Source organism: Antarctobacter sp. (assembly GCF_965277915.1).
GTDB lineage: Bacteria > Pseudomonadota > Alphaproteobacteria > Rhodobacterales > Rhodobacteraceae > Antarctobacter.
In genome coordinates, this window is the sequence record NZ_OZ255849.1 from 3,351,670 (window position 1) to 3,374,198 (window position 22,529).

The 22,529-nt window shown below is 64.0% G+C and carries 29 protein-coding genes; 12 read left to right on the top strand and 17 right to left on the bottom strand.

What is annotated here, in order from left to right:
• Nucleotides 1–49: 49 nt before the first annotated feature.
• Together ACQY5B_RS17195 and ACQY5B_RS17200 are read right to left on the bottom strand one after the other, a co-directional pair.
• Nucleotides 50–757, bottom strand: a complete 708-nt coding sequence (locus ACQY5B_RS17195) for an HAD family hydrolase (RefSeq protein WP_305971938.1) — start codon at nucleotides 755–757, stop codon at nucleotides 50–52.
• Nucleotides 754–1,038, bottom strand: a complete 285-nt coding sequence (locus tag ACQY5B_RS17200) for a DUF3572 domain-containing protein (protein ID WP_305971937.1) — start codon at nucleotides 1,036–1,038, stop codon at nucleotides 754–756. Before ACQY5B_RS17200 ends, ACQY5B_RS17195 begins: the two co-directional genes overlap by 4 nt.
• A 127-nt stretch (nucleotides 1,039–1,165) precedes the next feature.
• Between ACQY5B_RS17200 and ACQY5B_RS17205 the strand changes: the two genes are divergently transcribed.
• Nucleotides 1,166–2,614, top strand: coding sequence for a diguanylate cyclase (locus tag ACQY5B_RS17205; RefSeq protein WP_420328308.1), 1,449 nt, complete (start codon nucleotides 1,166–1,168; stop codon nucleotides 2,612–2,614).
• 16 nt (nucleotides 2,615–2,630) lie between these two features.
• On the opposite strand, the gene ACQY5B_RS17210 is transcribed toward ACQY5B_RS17205, so the two are convergent.
• The 4 genes from ACQY5B_RS17210 to ACQY5B_RS17225 all read right to left on the bottom strand — a co-directional run bounded on the left by ACQY5B_RS17210 (nucleotide 2,631) and on the right by ACQY5B_RS17225 (nucleotide 4,815).
• Nucleotides 2,631–3,164 (bottom strand): periplasmic heavy metal sensor, encoded by a 534-nt coding sequence (locus ACQY5B_RS17210; protein ID WP_420328307.1) that lies wholly within the window; start codon nucleotides 3,162–3,164, stop codon nucleotides 2,631–2,633.
• Nucleotides 3,165–3,167: 3 nt separating this feature from the next.
• Complete coding sequence (locus ACQY5B_RS17215) at nucleotides 3,168–3,572, bottom strand: hypothetical protein (RefSeq protein ID WP_420328305.1); 405 nt, start codon at nucleotides 3,570–3,572, stop codon at nucleotides 3,168–3,170.
• Nucleotides 3,565–4,152 carry an RNA polymerase sigma factor gene (locus ACQY5B_RS17220; protein ID WP_420328304.1) on the bottom strand — a complete coding sequence of 196 codons (588 nt, stop codon included), beginning with the start codon at nucleotides 4,150–4,152 and terminating at the stop codon, nucleotides 3,565–3,567. Before ACQY5B_RS17220 ends, ACQY5B_RS17215 begins: the two co-directional genes overlap by 8 nt.
• Nucleotides 4,153–4,236: 84 nt before the next feature.
• Nucleotides 4,237–4,815, bottom strand: a complete 579-nt coding sequence (locus tag ACQY5B_RS17225; protein ID WP_420328303.1) for an EF-hand domain-containing protein — start codon at nucleotides 4,813–4,815, stop codon at nucleotides 4,237–4,239.
• A gap of 220 nt (nucleotides 4,816–5,035) precedes the next feature.
• On the opposite strand from ACQY5B_RS17225, the gene ACQY5B_RS17230 reads away from it, so the two are divergent.
• Genes ACQY5B_RS17230 through ACQY5B_RS17240 form a run of 3 tightly spaced genes read left to right on the top strand, consistent with a single transcriptional unit; the run spans nucleotide 5,036 to nucleotide 6,959 of the window.
• Entirely contained in the window at nucleotides 5,036–5,425 is a 390-nt protein-coding gene (locus ACQY5B_RS17230; RefSeq protein WP_420328301.1) for a DUF983 domain-containing protein, read from the top strand.
• 9 nt (nucleotides 5,426–5,434) lie between these two features.
• Nucleotides 5,435–6,148 carry an NUDIX hydrolase gene (locus tag ACQY5B_RS17235; protein ID WP_420328300.1) on the top strand — a complete coding sequence of 238 codons (714 nt, stop codon included), beginning with the start codon at nucleotides 5,435–5,437 and terminating at the stop codon, nucleotides 6,146–6,148.
• Nucleotides 6,149–6,194: 46 nt separating this feature from the next.
• Nucleotides 6,195–6,959: an alpha/beta fold hydrolase gene (locus tag ACQY5B_RS17240; RefSeq protein ID WP_420328299.1), complete on the top strand. Its 765-nt coding sequence runs from the start codon at nucleotides 6,195–6,197 to the stop codon at nucleotides 6,957–6,959.
• 147 nt (nucleotides 6,960–7,106) lie between these two features.
• Here ACQY5B_RS17240 and ACQY5B_RS17245 read toward each other — a convergent pair whose 3' ends face one another.
• The gene (locus tag ACQY5B_RS17245; RefSeq protein ID WP_420328297.1) at nucleotides 7,107–8,072 is read right to left on the bottom strand and encodes a LysR family transcriptional regulator; all 966 of its coding nucleotides are present in this window, start codon (nucleotides 8,070–8,072) and stop codon (nucleotides 7,107–7,109) included.
• Between the two features lie 65 nt (nucleotides 8,073–8,137).
• Between ACQY5B_RS17245 and hisD the strand changes: the two genes are divergently transcribed.
• Genes hisD through cuyB form a run of 3 tightly spaced genes read left to right on the top strand, consistent with a single transcriptional unit; the run spans nucleotide 8,138 to nucleotide 11,127 of the window.
• The gene (gene hisD / locus ACQY5B_RS17250; protein WP_420328295.1) at nucleotides 8,138–9,451 is read left to right on the top strand and encodes a histidinol dehydrogenase; all 1,314 of its coding nucleotides are present in this window, start codon (nucleotides 8,138–8,140) and stop codon (nucleotides 9,449–9,451) included.
• A 3-nt stretch (nucleotides 9,452–9,454) separates the two neighbouring features.
• Nucleotides 9,455–10,465, top strand: coding sequence for a D-cysteate sulfo-lyase (gene cuyA / locus ACQY5B_RS17255; RefSeq protein WP_420328294.1), 1,011 nt, complete (start codon nucleotides 9,455–9,457; stop codon nucleotides 10,463–10,465).
• Entirely contained in the window at nucleotides 10,462–11,127 is a 666-nt protein-coding gene (gene cuyB, locus ACQY5B_RS17260) for a cysteate racemase (RefSeq protein ID WP_420328293.1), read from the top strand. Before cuyA ends, cuyB begins: the two co-directional genes overlap by 4 nt.
• Nucleotides 11,128–11,136: 9 nt before the next feature.
• Here cuyB and ACQY5B_RS17265 read toward each other — a convergent pair whose 3' ends face one another.
• From ACQY5B_RS17265 to ACQY5B_RS17275, 3 genes are all read right to left on the bottom strand, one after another.
• A complete protein-coding gene (locus ACQY5B_RS17265; RefSeq protein WP_305971924.1) occupies nucleotides 11,137–11,490 on the bottom strand; it encodes an arginine transporter in 354 nt (117 codons plus the stop codon).
• Between the two features lie 88 nt (nucleotides 11,491–11,578).
• Nucleotides 11,579–13,246: a tetratricopeptide repeat-containing sulfotransferase family protein gene (locus ACQY5B_RS17270; RefSeq protein WP_420328292.1), complete on the bottom strand. Its 1,668-nt coding sequence runs from the start codon at nucleotides 13,244–13,246 to the stop codon at nucleotides 11,579–11,581.
• Nucleotides 13,247–13,308: 62 nt separating this feature from the next.
• Nucleotides 13,309–13,500, bottom strand: a complete 192-nt coding sequence (locus tag ACQY5B_RS17275; protein ID WP_420328291.1) for a hypothetical protein — start codon at nucleotides 13,498–13,500, stop codon at nucleotides 13,309–13,311.
• 196 nt (nucleotides 13,501–13,696) lie between these two features.
• On the opposite strand from ACQY5B_RS17275, the gene ACQY5B_RS17280 reads away from it, so the two are divergent.
• The 3 genes from ACQY5B_RS17280 (at nucleotide 13,697) to ACQY5B_RS17290 (ending at nucleotide 16,659) form a co-directional block, all read left to right on the top strand.
• Nucleotides 13,697–14,317 carry a hypothetical protein gene (locus ACQY5B_RS17280; protein WP_420328290.1) on the top strand — a complete coding sequence of 207 codons (621 nt, stop codon included), beginning with the start codon at nucleotides 13,697–13,699 and terminating at the stop codon, nucleotides 14,315–14,317.
• Nucleotides 14,318–14,480: 163 nt separating this feature from the next.
• On the top strand, nucleotides 14,481–16,286 hold the full coding sequence (gene lepA, locus ACQY5B_RS17285) for a translation elongation factor 4 (RefSeq protein ID WP_305971920.1): 1,806 nt from the start codon (nucleotides 14,481–14,483) through the stop codon (nucleotides 16,284–16,286).
• Between the two features lie 16 nt (nucleotides 16,287–16,302).
• Nucleotides 16,303–16,659, top strand: coding sequence for a hypothetical protein (locus ACQY5B_RS17290; RefSeq protein ID WP_420328288.1), 357 nt, complete (start codon nucleotides 16,303–16,305; stop codon nucleotides 16,657–16,659).
• A gap of 351 nt (nucleotides 16,660–17,010) precedes the next feature.
• On the opposite strand, the gene ACQY5B_RS17295 is transcribed toward ACQY5B_RS17290, so the two are convergent.
• Nucleotides 17,011–17,768 (bottom strand): IS5 family transposase gene (locus ACQY5B_RS17295; RefSeq protein ID WP_420328558.1). Its coding sequence is split into 2 segments (ribosomal slippage): nucleotides 17,011–17,447 and nucleotides 17,447–17,768, totalling 759 coding nucleotides; the frame shifts between segments, so codons are not numbered across the junction.
• Between the two features lie 295 nt (nucleotides 17,769–18,063).
• On the opposite strand from ACQY5B_RS17295, the gene ACQY5B_RS17300 reads away from it, so the two are divergent.
• Complete coding sequence (locus ACQY5B_RS17300) at nucleotides 18,064–18,387, top strand: hypothetical protein (protein ID WP_420328287.1); 324 nt, start codon at nucleotides 18,064–18,066, stop codon at nucleotides 18,385–18,387.
• A 15-nt stretch (nucleotides 18,388–18,402) separates the two neighbouring features.
• On the opposite strand, the gene ACQY5B_RS17305 is transcribed toward ACQY5B_RS17300, so the two are convergent.
• The 3 genes from ACQY5B_RS17305 to ACQY5B_RS17315 form a co-directional block, all read right to left on the bottom strand.
• Nucleotides 18,403–18,681, bottom strand: a complete 279-nt coding sequence (locus ACQY5B_RS17305) for a hypothetical protein (RefSeq protein WP_420328286.1) — start codon at nucleotides 18,679–18,681, stop codon at nucleotides 18,403–18,405.
• Nucleotides 18,682–18,776: 95 nt separating this feature from the next.
• Nucleotides 18,777–19,619 (bottom strand): DUF1353 domain-containing protein, encoded by an 843-nt coding sequence (locus ACQY5B_RS17310; protein WP_420328284.1) that lies wholly within the window; start codon nucleotides 19,617–19,619, stop codon nucleotides 18,777–18,779.
• A 309-nt stretch (nucleotides 19,620–19,928) separates the two neighbouring features.
• Entirely contained in the window at nucleotides 19,929–20,378 is a 450-nt protein-coding gene (locus ACQY5B_RS17315) for a low molecular weight protein-tyrosine-phosphatase (RefSeq protein ID WP_420328283.1), read from the bottom strand.
• Between the two features lie 46 nt (nucleotides 20,379–20,424).
• Here ACQY5B_RS17315 and ACQY5B_RS17320 point away from each other — a divergent pair, with 46 nt between their 5' ends.
• Nucleotides 20,425–21,123, top strand: a complete 699-nt coding sequence (locus ACQY5B_RS17320) for an NAD-dependent deacylase (RefSeq protein WP_420328282.1) — start codon at nucleotides 20,425–20,427, stop codon at nucleotides 21,121–21,123.
• Between the two features lie 32 nt (nucleotides 21,124–21,155).
• Here the strand turns inward: ACQY5B_RS17320 and ACQY5B_RS17325 are convergent, their stop codons facing one another.
• From ACQY5B_RS17325 to rpmB, 3 genes are all read right to left on the bottom strand, one after another.
• Nucleotides 21,156–21,635: a copper chaperone PCu(A)C gene (locus tag ACQY5B_RS17325; protein WP_420328280.1), complete on the bottom strand. Its 480-nt coding sequence runs from the start codon at nucleotides 21,633–21,635 to the stop codon at nucleotides 21,156–21,158.
• 43 nt (nucleotides 21,636–21,678) lie between these two features.
• Nucleotides 21,679–22,026 (bottom strand): hypothetical protein, encoded by a 348-nt coding sequence (locus tag ACQY5B_RS17330; protein ID WP_420328278.1) that lies wholly within the window; start codon nucleotides 22,024–22,026, stop codon nucleotides 21,679–21,681.
• Nucleotides 22,027–22,131: 105 nt separating this feature from the next.
• Entirely contained in the window at nucleotides 22,132–22,419 is a 288-nt protein-coding gene (rpmB, locus tag ACQY5B_RS17335) for a 50S ribosomal protein L28 (RefSeq protein ID WP_305971911.1), read from the bottom strand.
• Nucleotides 22,420–22,529 lie beyond the last annotated feature (110 nt).

The window sequence follows — 22,529 nt, forward strand, 5'->3', positions numbered from 1 at the left end:
AGCGCCCGCACCGCGCCTTCCTTCGCAAAACCGACGAAATCGGTCGCTTTCAGGTTCCGTGTGCAGCGAGCCAGTCCGGAAGATACCCGATGTCGGGCAGAACCACGTCCGCCATCGGCGCCAGGGTGTCCGCATCCGCCATCCCGGTCAGCACGCCGGCCGTCCACATGCCTGCCGCCCGACCGGCGGCAAGGTCGTGAAGGCTGTCACCGACCATGATCACACGGTCCGGCGCATGACCTGTCGCCGAGGCAAAGGCCAGCAAGGGCGCGGGCGACGGCTTGGCGCCGTGGCCGCTGTCGGCCCCGGCAACGAAATCGAACATCCCCTCGATCCCGGCGGTTCGCAGGTGCGCGCGCGCCACGGATTCGCTGTCGTTGGTCATCACCCCCAGGCTGAGCCCGCGCGCAGCCAGACCGGCGAGATAGGGCACCAGCGCCACCGCCTCGCTCAACGGGGCGTCGGCCGCTTCGGCGATGATCGTCGATTCAAGCTCTTCTATACTGCGTTCGGGCAGGATGGGCGCGATCAGTTCCGCCACCTCGCGGTTGGTCCCCGCGATCACCGGACTGCCCGGCAGGAAACGGCCCGTTTCCAGATCGAACATCAGGACCCGCGCCAACCCGTGTCGCCTCAGGTCATCTCCGCCGGCCAGATTTACGATCAGACGCGCCGCAAAGGCGTTCCAGGTTTCTGCAAAATCGAAAAGGGTGCCGTCCTTGTCGAAAAGCACCGCCTCGATTGCGGCTAAAGTCATGTCCAGTGCACCGTTTCCCCGCCCGGCAGGGCCATCCGCGCAGCCATAGGATCCTGCGGCCGAAGGCCTTGCGCCTCGCAGAACTCCATCACCCAGGCGTCATCCATCAGGAGGAAATCGAGTACGGACCCTTGGAAGGTGGGGTCCTGCAATCCCTCCCGGAAATCCTCCTGAGAGGCCCCGGTTGCGCCTAGAAAGACCTGCAACAACTCGTCATTTCCCGCCAGCCAGGCCACAGCCTGCAAGCCGACGGTTTCGGCGGCTTCCCGCGACAGATCCATTTTGATCTCTCTCCGAAAGGGTTTCTTAACCAATAATCATCAAAGCTGAGTGTTAAGAAAAGTGCAAGCGCAGCTAACTGCGGCTAACCTGCATACGCGGGGGTATCGAAAGATGACCGGAAGGATATTGATAGTCGATTCGGTTCCGACGAACCGCATCATCCTGCGTGTCAAATTGTCCGCCGCCTACTACGACGTGATCCAAGCGGACAGCGGCGAGACTGCGCTGGCCCTTCTGCGCAAACTCTCGCCCGATCTCGTGATTACTGCCACCGAACTCCCCGACATGACCGGGCGTGCGCTCTGCGCCGAAGTCAACAAGTTGCCATCCAGCGTGCGCATCCCCGTGGTGATCCTGCATGGCGCCGATGACCCCGGTGAACGGCTCGCCTCGCTTGCGGCGGGCGCTGACGATGTGCTGACCCGTCCGGTCGATGACCTTGTCATGCTGGCCCGGCTGCGCTCTCTTCTGCGTGCCCGCGACGCAGAGGCCGAACTGCAACTGCGCGACGACACCCAGCGCGCGCTCGGCCTTGCCGAAGAGGGGGCTGCTTTCGTGGCACCGGGCCTTGTCCGCCTGGTCTCGCCACCGAAACTGCCCGAGACGAAGGTCCTGAGCGAGGGGCTGGCCACGCGCATTCCCGACCGGATCGAGGTCGTCGACCCCGAGGACGCGCTGCGCGAACACGCCCGCGCACCGGATGTCGTGATCGTCACCGAGGCGCCGGGTAGTTCCGGCGAGGCCCTGACGCTCTTGCCGCAACTGCGCGCCAGCCGTCACACCCGCCATTCGGCGCTGATCTACATTGCCCAGCCCAACCAGCAGCGCGAGGCGGCAAGCGCGCTGGACATGGGGGCGAACGACCTGCTCAGCTCGGGCCTCGACCTCGACGAACTGGCCATCCGGCTAAAGAAACAGATCGAACGCAAGCGCACCAACGACCGGCTGCGCGCCAACATGCGCGACGGTCTGCGCGCAGCGGTCTGCGACCCTCTCACGGGGTTGTACAACCGACGTTACGCAGTGCCGCATCTGTCGCGTCTGGCCGACCGCGCAGCGGCTCAGAAACGCCCCTATGCCCTTCTGCTGGCGGATCTCGATTTCTTCAAGCAGGTCAACGACAACCACGGCCACGGCGCCGGAGACGCGGTTCTTGTCACCCTGGCGCAGCGTCTCAAGGACAATCTTCGCGCCGCCGACCTGATCGCGCGTTGGGGGGGTGAGGAATTCCTGGTCGCCATGCCAGACGCCGGCCGAACCGCGGCCAAGCGCACGGCGGAACGGCTTTGCCGGATCATGTCGCGCCAGCCAGTGACCCTGCCCGACGGCAGGCAGCTGACCGTGACGCTGTCGATCGGGGTCGCGATCGGTCGTCCCGGCCATGAAACCAGCCCGCTGGAACTGATCGAACGCGCGGACGAGGCGCTTTACGCGGCCAAAGACAAGGGACGCAACACGGTGGTCATGGCCGACACGGTACGTCCATTACCGACAGTTGGGTCCACGTCACTGGCCAAATCCCTACCTGTTAGCAACGACAAAGAAGCCGAGGCGCGGCGCGCCGGGCTGACTTGAGGAAAATCCGCCGCGCTCAGTCGCGCGGCGGTTTCGGCGACTGGCGTCCGTCCTTGTCGCCATCCCGCCGGTTTCCGCGGCTTCGCATCCGCTCCAGTTCGGATTCCAGCCTGTCGGCATAGGCGCGACGCTCTTCCGGGCTCATCTCGGCCAGGAAATTCAACAGAACCTCCTGACCGCGCGCCCGCACTTCGACGCCGCGGGCGGCCTGGTCCGCCAGCAACGCTGCAAGGGCGGCCTGGTCGAACTGGTCCTGCCGCAGCAGGTCAAGACCGCGCTGGTAATCCGCCAGATAGCCCGCCCGCATGGCACCGGCATCCTTGCGCATCGCCCGCCACAGCCCGCGGCGCAATTCGCGCCGCTGGTCTTCGTCGAAGGCACGCGTGTAGGGCAGCACCGGATCGCTTCGGTCGCCACGCGGCGCAGGCGGCCCGTTGAGGAAGAATCCCACCGCCGCGCCGACCACCAGCAGGTTGAGCGCCAGCGACAGGAACAGCAGAATGCGCAGCCAACGTCCGGGCCGAGCCGTGTTTTCCTTTTCCGACGCCATTGCCTACCCTTCCATCAACGCAAGGTCGAAACCGCTCAGGGGATCGACACCGAGCGTCCCCAGCCCGGCGGCATCGCCTCCCCAGAAAACCGACAGACTATCCTGCGAGCTGACCCCGATCAGGATCCCCGCCGCGCAGGCAGTCGCCAGACCGGTCACCCCGATCCAGCCGCCGAGCGCGTCGCGCAATTGCGCCAACCGTCCCGGCCTGCGCGGCAGGACAACCGGCGCCGGGGACGACACGCGCGGCTGCTCGGCCAGCGCCTGTGCCTCGATCCGGGCCAGGAAATCGCCGCCGGGTTGCGGCGTCTCGGCGCGGGCTGCGGCAAAAAACAGCCCCAGCGCATCGTCCTCCTGCCCACCTTTGGGCAGCACAGGATCGTCCCGGTTGTCCTTGCGCTCAGTCATCGTCTTCATATCCCAGTTCTGCGCGGCGCCCGATCAGCGCCGCCTCCAATGCCCGCTTGCCCCGCGCCACCAGACTCTCGACCGCGCGCGGCCCGATGTCCATGATCTCGGCGATCTCGGGGTTGGGCAGCCCCTCGATATGACGCAGGATCACCGCCTGGCGCTGCCGGTCGGGCAAGGCATCCAGCGCTCCCTGCAGAGCCTCGGCGCGGGCCTGCTGCTGCAGTCCCGCCGCCGCCGAGGGCGTCTCGTCCACCGGCTCGGGTACCGAGTCGATGTCCGTCCCCCCACGCCGCCGCCGGATGCGATCGATGCAGAGGTTCGCCGTCACCCGGTACAGCCAGGTCGAGACCTTGGCCTCGCCCATGCGCCACCCCGGCGCCGCACGCCAGAGGCGCAACAGCGCTTCCTGCGAAACGTCCTCTGCCTCGGCCCGGTCGCCGCCCAGCATCCGCATGGCATGTGCGAAGACGCGCGGCGCAAGGCGCTGGGTCAGAACCCGCGCCGCACTGGCGTCGCCGGCAGCGTAATCCGCCAGCAGGTCTTCGTCGGCTGCCGTACTCATGGCTTCGAAAGGCATATCCCGTCCATCGTTCCGCGCTATCCCGGCAGCTCGCCGTGTGCAACGGTCCGGGCGGCGGCCAGCGCCGCCCGGTCTCTTCAATCAGCTGTCGTCCGACATGTTGGGGCCACCAAAGAACGGAAAGCCCATGCCACCGTGATGGCCATGCCCGCCACGCTGACCGTGTTCGCGGTCCTTGTGACCAAAGCGGGACTTGCCGCCGCGATGGAAGGCACCACGCGCCTTTTCGATCTCTTCCAGGGTCAGCGCGCCATCATCGTCCGCATCCAGCCGGTCGAACATGTCCTGGGGCGCGCGCCGGTCCGGACCTGCAGCCAGTTCATCGGCACTCAGCAGCCCGTCGCCGTCCTGGTCCAGCCGCTCGATCATCTGCTGCATTCGCGCAACGCGGCGGGCATCGCGGGCTGCCGCGATTTCTTCGCGCGACAGCTTGCCGTCACCGTCGGTGTCCGCGGCCTCGAACCGTGCGGTCTTGAAGGCCTCGATCTCTTCCTTGGTCACCTTGCCGTCGCCATCGGTGTCGATCTCGGCAAACATTTCCTGCATGACGGCGCCACGCGGCCCGTGGTCGCCAAATTCCATGCCCTTGGCCGAGGCCAGACCCGCGGTGCCCATCACCACGACCATCGCGCCCGTGATCCAGAGTGCAGTCGTTTTCATTTCCTTGTCCTTCCAGAGTTTGTCTCGGGTGTCCAAGCCGCCCGCTCTCCGGGCGTCTCTGCAGGCTATCACGGCCCAGCCCTGCAATTCCGTCGCAAGAAATTTCGGCTTTTCCTTCACGCTGCCGTGATCTGTGACATCCGGACGCAATGACGTTTTGCACCCTTCCGCAGCATCGTCCGCGCCCCCATCCTGCATCACGGTAACGCGTATAACTGAGATGGACGACATGCTGGACACTCCGGAAAAAGACAGCCTGTGGCCGACGCTTTGGCGGGGCTGGAGGCGACGCTGCCCCAATTGCGGGAATGGCCCGTTGTTGTCGGGATACCTGACCGTGCGAGATCACTGCCCGGTCTGTCGCCAAGAACTGCACCATCACCGGGCGGACGATGGCCCGGCCTACCTGACGATCCTGATCGTCGGGCACCTGATGGCGCCCCTTCTGCACGTGGTCTTTACCACCTGGCGCCCGGAACCACTGGTCCTGTTCACGATCTTTGGCGTTGGCTGCGTCGCGCTCTCGCTCTATCTTCTGCCCCGATTGAAAGGGGTGATCGTGGCCTTCCAGTGGGCACGCGGCATGCATGGTTTTGCGCCCCCAAGCTGAGGGACGCAGATGACCGAGACGACGACCAAGCCCATCGACAAGACCGCGATCCGCGATGCCGCCACGGTGGTTGTCCTGCGCGACAGGGCCACGCGCCCGCGCGTCCTGATGGGACAGCGCGGCGCCAAGGCCGCCTTCATGCCCAACAAGTTCGTCTTTCCCGGTGGCGCGGTCGATGCGCAGGACGCGCAGATACCGCTGGCCCGCGCCCTGCCGCCGCTCTGCGCCGCGCGGCTGAGCGAAGATTCCTCGCCGGAGATGGCCCGCGCGCTGGCAATCGCCGCCGTGCGCGAACTGTGGGAGGAAACCGGGCAAATCCTGGGCGTTCCCGCCCCTTGGCCCGAATCGATCCCCGAAGACTGGTTGAAGTTTGCCGGCACCGGGCACCTCCCCTCGGCCGAACCGCTACAATTCATCTTTCGCGCCATCACCCCGCCGGGACGTCCGCGCCGCTTCGATGCGCGGTTCTTCCTGCTCGACGCGGATGATCTCGCCTCGGATCCGGATGATTTCGACGCTGCCACGGACGAGCTTTCCCACCTGCAATGGATCGCCGTGGACGAGATCCGCGATTACGACATGCCCTTTATCACCGAGGTCGTTCTGGCAGAAGTGGCGGCGCGCGCGACGGACGCCACCCCGCCCGCCTCCGTCCCCTTCTTCCGCAACGACGATGAAGAAAGCCTGTTCCTGCGCCTACACGGCACGCCGATGCGCGATTGACGCGCGACCACTGGCCCTTGACCACCGCGCATCGTATGTCTTGCCCATGTTGAACACGCTTTCTCACGGCACGCCCGACGGTATCCCCCTTGTCATCGTTCACGGGCTATACGGCTCGGGGCGTAACTGGGGAGTGATCGCCAAGCGCCTGTCCGACCGCTGGCACATTTTGACCCCGGACATGCGCAATCACGGCGACAGCCCCCGGACTGAAACCCACAGCTACCCCGACCTCGCGGGGGACTTGGCAGAACTGATCGACGCCCACGGCGGACGCGCGCATGTGGTCGGGCATTCAATGGGCGGCAAGGCAGCAATGCTCCTGGCCTTGCAACACCCCGAGAAGCTGGCCTCTCTTCTTGTCGCGGACATCGCGCCCGTTGCCTATACCCACAGCCAGATCCAGTTTATCGAGGCCATGCGCGCGGTTGACCTCTCCCGCGTCGAAAAGCGCTCTGACGCGGTGGAACAACTGGCGCAGCATGTCGACGACAAGACGCTGCAGAGTTTCTTTACCCAGTCTCTGGACGTGCAGAACAAGCGGTGGAAGCTGAACCTGGACACTCTAGCCCGGGAAATGCCCAAGATTCTGGGGTTTCCCAAAATCGAGGGGCGCTACGAAGGACCGACGCTGTTCCTCTCGGGCGGTCAGTCCGACTATGTGCAAGCTGAACACCGCCCCCGTATTCGCAAACTGTTCCCCAAGGCGCGGTTTGCCAAGATCCCGAAAGCAGGGCACTGGCTGCACGCCGAAGATCCGCGCGGGTTCGAGGCCTCTGTCCGGGCTTTCGTGGACCACGTCGAAGGCTAGCCGACCAAGGGCAGTTTCACGATTCTCGAAACTGCGGCATTTCCTTCCCAAAACAGACGATTGCCCCGTGGACAGGGCATGCCCTTAGGGCAATCTGGCGTCATGCGACAGGTCAACGTGCTGTTCGCGCGCCGATGCCGCGCGCCGTCAGCTTTCCATCACCCTCAGCTCGCCCTCCAGCCAGGGCAACTGCGCCAGCGCCGGGGCGATGACCATGTCGCTCACCAGCATCCGCATGGTGCGCGCAACGTCGCGCGGCACCCGGTCCGCCCAGTCCGTTCCGGCAAACAGCGAAATGGTGCGCGAGAAGGGTTTGAAGGGCACGGGATGCGCCTCCATCTGCTCGTGGTAACGCCCGGCGCGCATGTATCCCAAGGGCGTGGTGATCGCCCAGCCCATGCCACGCGCCACCAGGGTCATCAGCGACAGGTGTGCCCCGATCTCGAATCTTTCGGCGAATTCCAGCTTTTGCCGCGCCAGGTGAGCCTCGATCTGACGCCCGATCAGCTGTGCCCGGTCGTAACGCAGGATCGGCAGCGCCCGCATCATCGCCTCGACCCCGCCCGCCGCCTCGACCGCACCGCGGGCGCAGACAAGGATGTAAGGATCTCTCACCAAAGGATACTCGACGATTTCTTCCATCACCTCGCCGCTGCTGGCAGCGATGGCAAGATGCAGGCGACGCGCCTTGATCTCCTCGGAGATCTCATGGCTGGGCGCGGTGATCAGCTTGAACCGGCAGCGCGTCATGCTCTCGGCCAGGATGGTGACAAGGCGCGGCGTCAAGTCGTTGTCGAAATCGTCGATCACCCCAAGGCTCAGCGTGCTGAGATGGGTGAGATCCATCACTGTCAGTTCATTCTGAGCCAACCGCAACTGCCGCAGCACCGCCTGGGTCCGCCCCAGGAACGACCGGCCCGCCGGGGTCAGCTGCATCGGCCGACGCCCGTGATCCAGAAGGTCCACGCCCAGCGCCCCTTCAAGGTTACGCATCTGCTGGCTGACCGCGGGCTGGCTCAATCCCGTCATCTCGGCCGCTTTGGCGACCGAGCCAGTTTCCGCCAGCGCCTCGAAGACCTCGAGCCCGCGCAACGTCACGCCTTTCATCAACATCGCAGAATCTCCGAGGTCACAATTTCCGTTTTTGTGAACCTGTCCGCCCACGTCAAGGAAAACGCATGTCCCGCCTGATCAAATCCGCCCCCGGCCTGCCCCCCGCCTCGATCGCGGAAATTTCCGACACCGTGCAAATCATGTTGGCCCGCCTCAAGAGCGGCGGCGAAGAGGTCGCGCGTGACTATGCCGGCCGCCTTGATGGCTGGACCGGCGACATCACGGTATCGCCCGAAGAGATGCAGCACGCCGCCCGCCAGGTGCCCGATGCATTGAAACAGGCGCTGGCCTATGCACATGACAACATCCGCCGGTTTGCCGAGGCGCAGCGCGCTTCGGTCCAGGACTTCGAGATCGAACTGCATCCGGGCCTGACCACAGGTCAGAAAAGCCTGCCGGTTTCGGCGGCCGGTTGCTACGTCCCCGGCGGGCGCTATGCGCATATCGCATCGGCATTGATGACCATCGCCACCGCCCGCGCCGCCGGCGTGCCCCATGTCACCGCCTGCGCCCCACCCCGTCGCGACGCGGAAGGGACCGCGCTGGGAATAGATCCGGCGACGCTTTATGCCATGCAGCTTGCCGGGGCCGACACGATCCTGACCCTCGGCGGCGTGCAAGGGATCGCCGCGATGGCCTACGGTCTTTTCGGAACACCCCCCGCCGACGTGCTGGCCGGCCCCGGAAACGCCTATGTCGCCGAGGCGAAGCGCCAGCTTTTCGGCCCCGTGGGCATCGACATGTTCGCCGGACCGACGGACGTGCTGATCCTGGCCGATGCCACTGCCGATCCGGAACTGGTCGCTCTGGATCTGGCAGGACAGGCCGAACACGGACCGACCTCGCCCTGTTGGCTGGTGACGGATCACGAACCGCTGGCCAGCCGCGTGGCAGAGATCATGCCGCGCACCTGCGCACGCCTTGGCGGCGACAATGCACGCGCCGCCCGCGAGGCCTGGGAGGCGATGGGCGAAATCGTCCTCTGTCGCAGCCGCGAAGAGATGGCATCCGAGGCCGACCGCTATGCCCCTGAACACCTGCATGTCCAATGCGCCGACCTGCCCTGGTGGCAAGCGCGCCTGTCCAGCTACGGCTCGCTGTTCCTGGGGGCCGAGACCACGGTTGCCTTTGGCGACAAGGCTTCCGGCCCCAACCACGTCCTGCCCACCGGCGGCGCCGCGCGCTATACTGGCGGGCTCTCGGTGCACAAGTTTCTCAAGACCGTCACCTGGCAACGTGCCCGCGACGAGGCCCTGCCCGCCCTGGCCCATGCCACCTCTGTCATCTCGCGGGCCGAAGGCATGACCGGACACGCCTTGACGGCAGAAGCCCGCCTCGCAAACCTGTCCCCACGCGCCTGTGCCGCAAATGAAAGTTGAAAGATGAACCTCGCCAAATTCCCCCGTGTCCGCCTTGCCCATCTGCCCACGCCGCTGGAACCCCTGCCTCGTCTGACCGAATTCCTTGGCGGCCCGGAAATCTGGATCAAGCGCGACGATTGCACCGGCCTGTCGACCGGCGGCAACAAGACCCGCAAGCTGGAATTCCTCATGGCCGAGGCGCTGGAGCAACGCGCCGACGTCGTCCTCACCCAGGGTGCAACCCAGTCCAACCATGCCCGCCAGACTGCGGCGGCGGCGGCGAAACTGGGCATGGAATGTCATATCCTGCTCGAAGACCGCACAGGCTACAATCACGAGAACTATCGCTACAACGGCAACGTCCTGCTGGACGTGCTCCACGGCGCCTCGATCGAACATCGTGGGCCGGACCTGGACATGAACGCCGAAATGGAGGCCGTGGCCGAAACCATGCGTGAGCATGGCAAGCGTGCCTACACGATTCCCGGCGGCGGATCGAACGCGACAGGCGCGCTTGGCTACGTCAACTGCGCGCTGGAAATGCTGAACCAGTTCGCCGAGACAGGTCTGCGCGTCGATCACATCGTCCACGCCACCGGCTCTGCCGGGACACAGGCCGGACTGATCACCGGGCTGTGCGCAATGAACGCCGGTATCCCGCTGCTGGGGATCGGGGTGCGTGCGCCCAAAGCGAAACAAGAGGAAAACGTGTACAACCTTGCCCTGAAGACCGCCGACAAGCTGGGCTGTCCGGGTGTGGTCGCGCGCGAGGCGGTGGTGGCCAACACGGACTACGTCGGCGACGGCTACGGCATCCCCGCCGAAAGCACGCTGGAGGCGATCGACCTCTTTGCCCGGCACGAGGCGATCCTGCTGGACCCGGTCTATTCGGCCAAGGGGGCTGCGGGACTGATCGACCTGATCCGCAAGGGCCATTTCAAGAGCAATGAGCGCGTCGTCTTCCTGCACACCGGCGGCGCCATCGGGCTGACCGGTTACACCCATGCCTTCGACGTGAAATCCCGCGCATGAAGCCCGTCGGCATTCTCGGCGGGATGGGGCCACAGGCCACCGTCCTGCTGATGCAGAAACTGCTCGATGCGATGCCGGCGCAGGACGACGCGGATCATGTCCCTGTGATCGTGCATCAGAACCCGGGCGTCCCTTCGCGCATCGCCGCCCTGATCGATGGCACAGGTCCCTCACCCCTGCCCGTCCTGCAAGAGATGGCCCGCGACCTGGCCGCTGCGGGGGCGACCGCGCTAGCCATGCCTTGCAACACCGCGCATCATTATGCCGCCGGTATCCGCGCGGCCACCGATCTGCCGTTTCTCGACATGCTGGCCGCCACCGCGCAGACGCTGGAGGGTAAGGGTCGCATCGGCATCCTGGCCTCGCCGGCGACCCGATTGACCGGGATCTTCGATACCTACCTCGACATGCCCTTCACCGCGCCGCCGGACGACGCGCCGCTGCTGGGGATGATCCGCGCGATCAAGGCCGGTGCGCCACCCGAAGAGATCCTGCCGGCGTTGACCGAAGAAGCCCGGCGCCTGCAAGAGCGCACCGATCACATCCTGATTGCCTGCACCGAACTGTCGCTGGCTGCCCCCTTGCTGCCAGCGGACGTGGGCTGGACGGACAGCCTTGATTGCCTGGTTGCGCTAATCCTCGCACACGCCCGGTCCGGGTGACGGTCCGGCCTACTGCCCGCGGCAAACCTGTTCAGCGCGGGCGGCAAAGGCCTTGTATTTCTTCCAGAACACCTCGTGCCGCGGGTTGTCCGATTGCCGGATTTCCTGCGCCCGATGCGGATCGGAAAAGAAAGAGACCGCCAACCGCTGATCCGACACCGAAAGGTCCTGATCGGCGACCCCCTGCACGCACCCGCACAGGCGTCGCGTCGCCCCCTGCCGACCCGCCGCCACGCAGGCGTTGGCGATCGGCCCCGAACTGATGCGCACTTGCGGCGCGGCCCCATAGCTGCGTTTGGATGCTGTTCCGCCACCACAGGCTGCCAGCCCAAGGCAGGCAGCCAGAATAACTGCTTGCTTCATCTCACCTGTCTCTCGTTGCCCGGACGCGAATTTTTCGTCTACCCCGGCACTGCCCTCGGGCGCATCATGCGTCAAAGAGGGAAAAGCTTCAAGAATCAACGCGCAGTCGGGCAAAGGCTTTGCCAACCCAGGGCGCATAGGGCGCCCAGGCATCGGTTGGCACCTTGTAGACCGACTGTCGCACCTGCCCCGCCGACGCCGTGTGCACCCGGCGTCGATTTTCCTGCGGCGCAAGGCAGGCGGCGTCCCACTCCAACCCCAGGTCGGCGATCAACGCTCGGATCTCGGCCCCGGGGTTGGCGGTCAGCGTGGCATGGTCCAACCGCCGAACCCTGCCGGGCCATGCTGCTTCGCACCGGTCCGTCCAGTCGCGGTACAACCCGTGATAGGCCACGACGTCATCGAGGTCATAGCAATAGCCCAGCGACTGCGCGGTGAAATACTGTCGAAGGTTGGACCAACAGACCGAAGCAGCGTCCCGCACCACATGCACGATCCGCGCCTCCGGCAAGGCAGCGCAGATCAGCGGCAGAAAGCAGAAGTTGTGGGGCATCTTGTCGGTCACACACCGCGCGCCGCCACCCAGAGCCACCAATCCTTGCAGGTAGCCCGCGCGCAAGTCCTGCAGGGCAGCCAAGGTTACGGGCGCCCCGGACAGGAAATCCCGTGCCAGATCCGCAAAGAGCGAGAGTTCCCCGGCACCTGCGACCTCGGCATGGGACGAGATGATCTGTTCCGTGAGGGTCGTCCCGGATCGGGGCATCCCGAGGATGAAAATGGGCACCACCGGCGCCGGCGCGACCTCTTCCAAAGGAGTAACTTCCAGCGCGCGCAACCGTTCGAACAACCCCCGATCCTGCGAAATATCATAGCCCATCAGCGCCTTGCGCAGGGCATTCCCCTGCTCCAGGTAAGGCCAGGCCCGATCCGGTTGTCCCAGTTTGTCAAAGGCTTGAAACACTCCGAAACAGATGCGCGCCCGGTCCATGGGCGATTGCGCCGGATCATCGTGCAGCGCCAGCATCTGCGCCAGTTGCGCATCTTCTCCTTGCCAGGTCTTCAGTCCGGCAAGGTTCCGATGCGCCTCGGCAAAGCCCGGCGCAACCTCGATCGCTTTCGAGTAGCAGCCCTGCGCCTCTTCGAAACGGCCCTCCTCGTAGGCGGATACGCCAAGGATATTGTGCGCCACGGCCACGTCCGGCACCCGCGAGATCACCTCACGGCACAGGCTGGCGGCCTCGGGCAGATCGCCCCTGTCCGCCAGCACCGCAGCGAGTTCCATCATGGCACCCGTATGCCCCGGCGCGAACCTCAGCGCGGCGTGCGCCTCTGCCTCGGCTGCGTCCATGCGGCCAACCGCACGCAGGGCCACCGAATGGTTCACACGCGCCTCCGCCAGGTCCGGGCGCAGCTCTGCCGCCCGAGCCAAAGAGGTTTCCGCCTGGGCGTAGGCCCCCAATTCCAGCAGGACACCCCCGTGGATCTGCCACAGAACATAGCTTTCGGGATAGATCGGCAGCAGGCGCGCCGCCTGTTCGGCCACAAGAAGCGTCTCCCCGGCCTTGTGCGCCTCGACGAGTTTTTCCAGCAACTCCTGCGACGGCGCGGGCTCTGGGAGGCGGGCAATCAGGGCCCGCGCCCGCGAGTTGCCGGGATAGCGCGCCAGCACGTCACGGCAAAGCGCACGTGCCTGTGCCATGTCGCCCTTGCGTTCATGTGACCTGGCCCGTGCCAGAACCGCCTCGACCTTTGCCATCGCCTGCCCCTTCTTGCTTGGGGCACCCTAGGCCGGTCGGGGTAAACAGCGGGTTTCCCGGATCAACGCGTCCCGCCAAGGCCGCCGTCGCTGGCAAAGCCGCCCGCGAGGGTCTTTCCCGTCCCCGAGGCCCCGGCAAACCCGTCGATCCGGGCGCTTCGATCCGTGGTCTTGCTTTCTTGGGGCTCTGCTTCGACGGCAACGGCGGACAGACCCGTAAGAACAAGAATGGCGATGGCAACGGTACGGGTCATCAAACTTCTCCAATCAACTGTGAGGACCATATGGGCGCGAAATTCGGCGGCACAGTCCGGAAATCCCCCAGAGACGCCCATGCCCCCATTCAACCTGTTGCCGTTTCCCACCATCCCGGCGCCGCGTGAACCGCACAGCGTTGCCCCCGGGACGTCCATTTGCCAAGGAAATCCCGTCAAAGAAGGACCTTCGGAAATGCGTCAAAAGGCTCTGCTGGCCTGCTTCCTGGGCACAATCGGCCTCGCCGGCTGCGATGTCGATAACGGCGGGCTCGACCGAGCACGGCAAAGCTTTGGCGTGACCGACCCCAAGCCTGGCGCCTTCCAGGTCTGCGGCAGTCACAACTGCCGCAAACGCGTCGCCGTTTCACTCAGCCCCGCCGAATGGTCTAGCGCCAGAACACCTCTGCGCAGCCACCCGCGAAACGCCGGCGCCGAGCGCCGCGCCCTGGCCGAGACCCTTCGCCGGCTAGAGGTCGTGGTGGGACGCAAGACTGGATATGACAGCGACAGGGCCGGATCGACCTTGCAGATGGGCGTCAAGGCGCAGGATTGCGTCGACGAAATGGTGAATACCGCCGTCTACCTCAAGATGCTGGACGACGCCGGCGACCTGCGCTTTCACCGTCCCGGCCAACGCGTCACGATCGGCTTCATGACGCGCGAATTCTGGACCCACACGGTTGCCTCGATCTTTCAGAAGGACACGGGACAGGAATTCATCGTCGAGACCTGGGCCGTGGACTTCGGCGAAACACCCTACATCATGGATCGCAAGGACTGGGCGGCGAACGAACCGCTGCGACGGGATTTCTGAAGGGCCTGCCCGCTGCTTCCGCCGCCGCCTCCCGGCAAGATACTGCAATGGCCAAGCACCGGCGCGCAATCGCTGTTTCGCGCCGCCTCAGCACGTCCATGCCCGGGACGCCCCCGCCCATCTCCACTTGACCAAACCCTTGTTCCACAGCATATCGCACGTCATGAGCACACCCCTGTCCCGCATCCGCAACTTCTCCATCGTCGCCCACATCGACCACGGGAAATCCACCCTGGCCGACCGGCTGATCCAGCTGACCGGAACCGTCGCCGAGCGCGACATGAAGGCCCAGCTTCTCGACGCAATGGACATCGAGCGAGAGCGCGGCATCACCATCAAGGCCAACACCGTCCGCATCGATTACCCGGCGCAGGACGGGAACACCTATGTCCTCAACCTCATCGACACCCCCGGGCACGTCGACTTTGCCTACGAGGTCTCCCGCTCCATGCGCGCGGTCGAAGGCTCGTTGCTGGTGGTCGATGCTTCGCAGGGGGTCGAGGCGCAGACTCTGGCCAATGTCTATACCGCCATCGACGCCGACCACGAGATCATCCCGGTCCTGAACAAGGTCGATCTGCCCGCCGCCGAGCCCGAGCGCGTGGCCGAACAGATCGAGGACGTCATCGGCATCGACGCAAGCGATGCATGCCTGATTTCGGCAAAGACCGGTATCGGTATCCCCGACGTGCTCGAGGCGATCGTCAACCGCCTGCCGCCTCCGCATGGCGGCGACCCGGACGCGCCGCTCAAGGCGATGCTGGTCGACAGCTGGTACGACCCCTACCTTGGCGTGGTTGTCCTGATCCGCATCATGGATGGCACCCTGAAAAAGGGCGACAACATCCGCATGATGCAGACTGGGGCGAAATACGGCGTCGACAAGCTGGGCGTCTTCCGCCCCGCCATGCAGGACGTCAAGGAACTGGGCCCCGGCGAGATCGGCTTTTTCACCGGCTCGATCAAGCAGGTCCGCGACACCAAGGTCGGTGACACGATCACCCATGACAAGAAACCCTGCGCCGAGCCGCTACCCGGGTTCAAACCCTCGATCCCTGTGGTCTTCTGCGGTCTCTTCCCGGTCGACAGTTCGGAGTTCGAGGACCTGCGGGACGCGATCGAGAAACTGGCCCTGAACGACGCCAGCTTCTCCTACGAGATGGAAACCTCGGCGGCGCTCGGATTCGGCTTCCGCTGCGGTTTCCTCGGCCTCTTGCACCTTGAGGTCATCCGCGACCGGATCGAGCGCGAATATGACATCGAGCTGATCACCACGGCCCCTTCCGTTGTCTACCATGTCTACATGAAAGATGGCACGCGCACCGACCTGCACAATCCGGCCGACATGCCTGACCCGTCCAAGGTCGACCACATCGAGGAACCGCGCATCAAGGCCACCATCATGGTGCCGGACGAGTTCCTGGGCGACGTGCTGAAACTCTGCCAGGATCGGCGCGGGCTTCAGCAAGACCTGACCTATGTCGGCGGTCGGGCGATGGCGGTCTACGACCTGCCGTTGAACGAGGTGGTCTTTGATTTCTACGACCGGCTGAAATCGGTGACCAAGGGCTATGCCAGCTTCGACTACGAGATCACGGATTACCGCGAGGACAACCTCGTCAAGATGCAGATCCTGGTGAACGACGAGCCGGTGGACGCGCTCTCGATGATGGTGCACCGTGATCGGGCCGAGATGCGCGGGCGCGCCATGTGCGCCAAGCTCAAGGACCTGATCCCGCGCCAGATGTTCAAGATCCCGATCCAGGCGGCCATCGGCGGCAAGGTCATCGCGCGTGAGACGCTGTCGGCGCTGCGCAAGGACGTGACGGCGAAATGCTACGGCGGCGACGCGACCCGGAAGAAGAAGCTGCTGGAAAAGCAGAAGGCCGGCAAGAAGAAGATGCGCCAGTTCGGGAAGGTGGAGATCCCGCAGGAGGCGTTTATTTCTGCGCTGAAGATGGACGAATAGTCCATTTTTTCGGACGTTGGGCGAAAGTTGGTTGTGCGAAGCAGGCTCCGCGCGCCCACATGGCGGGGTGTTGCAAGCCGTGCTGCTTGACGAACAGATCATCGATCTTGATCAACTGAGTACCAAATCAGTTCATATCAAGATCCCTGATCTGTCCCAACATGGCAGGACCCGCTTCCACCTCGGAACTCTTATTGAAGCATTGTACGATTACGAAACCGGTCGTTCGTTTGTTTTGGAACAAAGCATCGCCCTAAAAAATTCTCCAATTCATTTCTTACTGCATAACCTCTCCAATCGACTCTTCAGCATTAAGACCTCATATATAAACGCGACTGGCCCGCCAATAAAAACAATCAACAAAGCAACTTGATACATCCTATGATCTTGAAACTCACTATCAAAAACCACCTTATACAAAAGATAGGCATGAACAAAACCAAACAAGATAGTATTGACCACCACTGAACCCAGCTTGGCCTTCCTCAAGACGACCTCACACTCATCCCCAATATTTCCACTCAAGCAGCCTCTCCTTCAGTCAAGCCTTCTAACCGTGAAAAACTAGGTCCCCTGCGGTCGAAAAGGCAAGCTGAAATACCCTGTATGTACATTGTTTTCGACTGTCGGACTCAGGTATCCATAGCCGCCCACAATGACGTGACAGATCGCTAAAACAACTGGACTGAGGGGGAGTTTGCCTAGGGTCTGGACTCATTGAGTTTCAAAGCCAGTAGATGACGGCTGCGGCGAGAGCGATGGCTGATAGGAAGACCTTCGGGCATCTGTCGTACCGGGTCGCAACACGCCGCCAGTCCTTCAGCCTGCCGAACATGATCTCGATCCGGTTGCGCCGTTTGTAGCGACGCTTGTCGTACTTTACAGGTTTCTTGCGCTGCTTTCGACCGGGGATACATGCGCGTATCCCTTTGTCTTGCAACGCTTCTCGGAACCAGTCGGCATCATAGCCGCGGTCACCAAGCAACCAATCGACGTTCGGCAGGCTGCTGAGCAAGGCGCGCGCCCCGATGTAGTCGCTCACCTGTCCGGCGGTCACGAACAGATCAAGCGGGCGTCCTTGGCTGTCGCAGATGGCATGCAGCTTGGTGTTCATGCCGCCCTTGGTGCGACCAATCAGGCGCCCACGCCCCCCTTTTTGACGCCCATGCTGGTCGCTGTCCGGTGGGCCTTGAGGTATGTCGCGTCGATCATGACTGTCTTCGTCTCACCGTGTTCAGCAGCCAAACCAGCCATCATTCGGGCAAAAACGCCTTTATCACTCCATCGCTTCCAGCGGTTGTAGAGCGTCTTGTGTGGACCATAGGCTGCAGGCGCATCGCGCCATCGTAACCCATTGCGGTTGATAAAGATAATCCCACTCAGCACACGCCGATCATCGACGCGGGGTTTGCCGTGGGACTTCGGAAAGAAAGGCTCGAGACGCGCCACCTGGGCATCGGTCAGCCAGAATAGATCAGACATGTTCACCGCTCTTTTTCGAACCGTGAATCACGACACCCCTCTGAAATCAATGGGTCCTGACCCTAAGCCCGATTTTGAGCGGGTATCATGTTGGCGGACCGCCCGACTTCGGCCCCGCGGCGGTTGATCTCGCTAAATTTGGGGCTCCCGCTTAGCGGGCTGAGGCTCTACGCATCTCCCCAGTGTGCCACACCCCCCGCCACCGCAGACTCCATCCACAGCAGCCCCCGGTACCTCTCGACCTATCCGAATCCCCCTTTGCCACGGGCGCGCAAACCCCTAATGTCCCGGCCTCATGCGACTGCCCCTTCGACTCGCCCTGCTTACCCTCGCCCTGCCCGGCCCGCTGGCCGCGCAGGAACCGGGGGAGTGTATCGGGCATGACCTGAAAAACCCCGATCAGCGCATCCAGCTACTGGCGCCCACGCATACCTGGACGCTCTACAATCTTGGTCCCGGGCAGGTGGTGATCCATGCCAGCAGTGGACACAGCCTGCCCGGCCCCGCCCCCAGCAGCGAGCCGCAACCCAGCCCTTTCCGGGGCGAGGCGGGCACCAGCTATGCGCTGTCGCTGGACGGGCCGGGGCTGACAATCGTCTATATCTGTCCGGGCACCTGATCCCGGAACAATCTTTCAGCCGGACGCGCCGCGCGCCGCTTCGGGGTGCTCTTTCAGGAAATGGTGCAGCACGCCATAAAGCTCCTTGGCGTGCGACTTGTCCCCCCGGTGCAGTGCCTCGCGGATATCCTCGCAGATCATCTGCTGGAGCCTGGCCGGCCCGTGGTGCTGGTGCATCATGTATTCGGCAAGACAGGTGGCGCTGACCTCTGGCAGGTGATCATGCTCGGCCACCGCCTCGATCTCTTCGCGCGTGAGGCAGGTCATGTCCTCGATATCGTCCAGCGTGATCATGTTTTTCTCCTCCCGGATCGCCGCACATCGGGGAGAGGATAGACCAAGGCCGCAAAGGCGACCTTGATCCGGATCAGGCGGGGAAAGGGATCGGCTCAGGTGCCGTTGACGCCAAGACCCGGGTCGGTGACTTCCGGGTCGTCCGAATTGAACTCGTAGAAGAAGCTCTCTTCGTCGTCGTACTGGAATTCATCTCTCGCGTCAGGCCGCTGGTTGTGTATCATTTCCTTTTCGAGCCGGCGCAGGTAGGCGATCAGCCGCGGCAGGGGCGGGCGATTGCGCTCGATGTAGCGCTTGGCCTTGCGCATCGCATCCTGCTTCTCCCAGACCGGGACCGTGTCGAGCGGATTGTAGAAGGCCGGCCCTCGCGGCGCCCCCTGGCCCTGCGTCGACACGACCGCCCCCGTGGGATCGGCCCAGCGCGGGCCGCCCAGCCAGACAGCGGCGAACATGATCTTGGCGCGGATTTCCGGCGTGCCGCCAACGATCAACCCGTCGTAGAACATGACGTGGACGTCTTGCCATTTCGCACGGTGAAACATCGGCCCCCGTTCGTTGCCGACACCGCAATAGGCGTCATGCACGGCCGCGGCATTGATGTACTCGGGCGAAGTCGGATCCCCGACGATGCTGATGAATATCTGGGGGATCGACGCGCCATCCGTCAGGGTTCTCGGCGGGGCATTCCACGACTTGCCCTGAGCGTCGACAAAATCCAGAGGATCGGCCGTCGGGAAGAACTTGTACGGGCGTCGCGGCAGTTCGACCGGCTCGTCAAGGACACGCAGCGGCGACTGGCTGAAGGTGCAGCCCCCCTGCGGCCGGGTCAGGCAGGAGATTTCGGGCGCCTCGGCGCGGCTGCTCTGGGCGATGTAGGTTGTCGGGTCGCATCCCGCCACGGCGAGGGCACAGGCCGACAGTAAGGCAAGTTTGCGCATGGTATATCCATTGGATCAAAATTGATGCCGTGAACCTACGAGAGTCGCCAATGCCGATCAAGCGGCACCTGCCCCAGATCAAGGATTCCGCATGCAGCCTTCAGTATGTGTCGCAAGAACATGCACATCCGGAGGATGCCATGCTTCGCCTCGCCAGTCTTCTGTATTCCCTGATTTCAACATCCTTGGCCGGGACATTCATCATCGTCGCGCTGGTCGCGGGACAGGTCACGCTATATCCGATCATCGCCGCGGCCATTGCCGGGTTCGTGATCGCAGCCCCGGTCCGTGGTTGGTCGCACGTCAGCTCTACAACTGATCCAACAACCCGTCGGCGCAGCGCTCGATCAGATCAAGCGTTCCGTCGAAGTCACGCGTGTAATAGGGATCGGGCACCTCGTCGGCGCCAAGCGATGGGGCATAGTCCGTCATCAGGCGCAGCTCTGCCCCACCCGTTGCCGGTGCCATCTCGCGCAGATCGCGAAGGTTCTGTCCGTCCATCGCCACGATCAGGTCGAAGCGCCCGAAATCACGCGGCGTGACCTGCCGCGCACGCAGGGCCGACAGGTCATACCCGCGCAAGAGCGCCGCCTTTTGCATCGCGGCATAGGGCGGCTCTCCGATGTGCCAGCGCCCGGTGCCCGCGCTGTCCAGGTCCACCGCCTTTCCGCGCGCCTCTGCCCGCGTACGGACCACGGCCTCGGCGGAAGGAGACCGGCAGATGTTGCCGAGGCAGACAAAGAGGATACGATGAGCCATGTCACGGTCCTAGCGAGCCGTGGGAAACAGGGCAAGGACCGAGAACATGACCGGCAAGATCGTCATCCTGACCGGCGCCGGGCTGTCCGCGGAAAGCGGGCTGGGCACCTTCCGCGACGAGGACGGGCTTTGGGCAAGGCACAAGATCGAGGACGTGGCCACCCCCGAGGGCTTTGCCCGCAATCCATCCCTCGTCCATGAATTCTACAATGCGCGACGGCGGCAATCCGCAAGCGCCTCCCCCAATGCCGCGCATGAGGCCTTGGCGCGACTGCAAAGGTACTGGCCCGGCGAGGTCGTGTTGGTGACCCAGAACGTGGATGGCCTGCACGAAAACGCTGGAGGGGAAGCGATCCATATGCACGGCACGCTGGCCGGGGCGCTCTGCGCCGCCTGCGGGCACCGCTGGAGCGCCCCCGAGAGAATGCAGCCCGAGGACCCCTGCCCCGCCTGCGCCGCACCCGCGACCCGACCGGACGTGGTCTGGTTCGGCGAGATTCCCTATCACATGGACGAAATCGCGGAGCACCTGCAGGACTGTGCGATATTCGCCGCTATCGGAACCTCTGGCCAAGTCTATCCGGCGGCGGGCTTCGTCGTCGAAGCGGCGCTGGCCGGAGCTGAAACCGTGGAATTGAACCTGGAACGGACAGAGGTGTCACGGGCCTTTACGCGGCACCACATGGGCAAGGCCACCGAGGTCGTGCCCCCCTGGGTGGACAGCCTGCTGGCCCGGCAGGTGTAAGGGCAGGCCCACAGGCCTGCCCCATCACATCTTCAGTTGCTCGCGCCCATCCCGGCGCCGTGCCCCATCCCGTGCCTCGGCTGGCGGTCCAGATCGACGGGAATTTCGACGACCATATCGCCCGCTTTTTCAAACGTCAGCGTCACGGCAACCGTCTCGCCCTGTTCCATCGGGCCTTTCAGCCCCATGAACATGACGTGATCCCCCCCACGTTGCAGCATGTGCGCGCCACCGGCCGGCACGGGAAAGCCCTCCTCGACTTCCATCATGCGCATCACGCCTTCGCCCATGTCCTTGTGCGTGTGCAATTCGACGCGCACGGCGATGTCGGACTTGGCTGCAATCAGACGGTCATCTTCCGCGCCGGTGTTCTCAATCATCATGAAGGCGGCGCCGGCCTTGGCCAGCGGGCCAGAGCTGCGGGCGTAGGGATCCGTGATGACGATGTCGGCAAAGGTGGGTGTGGCAAGGGCCAGCGCGCAGGCGCCGGCAAAGAGGGTCTTCAGGGTCATTTCAATATCCTCGGAATTCTCTGTCAGTCATGTGGTCTGTCTGTCAGTGAATAGGTGGAGGACCCCGCACCCGGACCTGTGCCTTGGCCTGTCGGGGCAGAATCTCCTCGGGCTGCTGCCAATCCACGGCGCGCCAAGTCAGCCCCGGGGCAAAGGAGAGCTCGATGGCGCCGGTCTCTACGAAAAGAGCCGTCGCGGCATCGGGACAGATGTGCGGCGGTTCGACCGGCTGACCCTCGGCATCCACGAGGATTGTCACAACGGTCAGCCCCCGGCAGATCACGATGCTGCCCGCCGGGTCCGCCTGCCCGCGTGCATAGGCGGCAGACAGGCCCGTAAGGGCCAGCACCATCGCCAGCAAGATACCTATGGAGGTCCGGAGTTTCCGCATCGTTCCGGTGATATAGACGCCCTTTCCGGGCACCCCAAAGCGACAAAAGGAAACAGCCCCGTGACCTGTGCCACGGGGCTGTCTTCACTGTCCCTCAGGAAAGCTTCAGGCTTCGGCCTGTGCCTTCATGATCTCTTTTTTGACCTTCAGGGCGCGATCCGAAAGCTCGGCATCTTTCGCCTTGGCCAGGAACTTGTCCAGGCCGCCACGGTGGTCCACCGAACGCAGAGCATGCGCAGTGATGCGCAGCTTGATGCCGCGGCCCAGCGTCTCGGACTGCAGGGTCACGTCATTCAGGTTCGGCAGGTAACGCCGCTTGGTCTTGTTGTTGGCGTGGCTCACATTGTTGCCCACCATCGGGCCCTTGCCGGTCAGTTCGCAGACACGCGACATCGCTTCGTCCTCATCCACTGGTGGCAAGGCCTTTGCCCCGCCGGTCTCATCCTTGCAGCATACCCCGGTTCAAAGCGAATCGAGGACCCTGCCAATATCAAAGGGCGCCG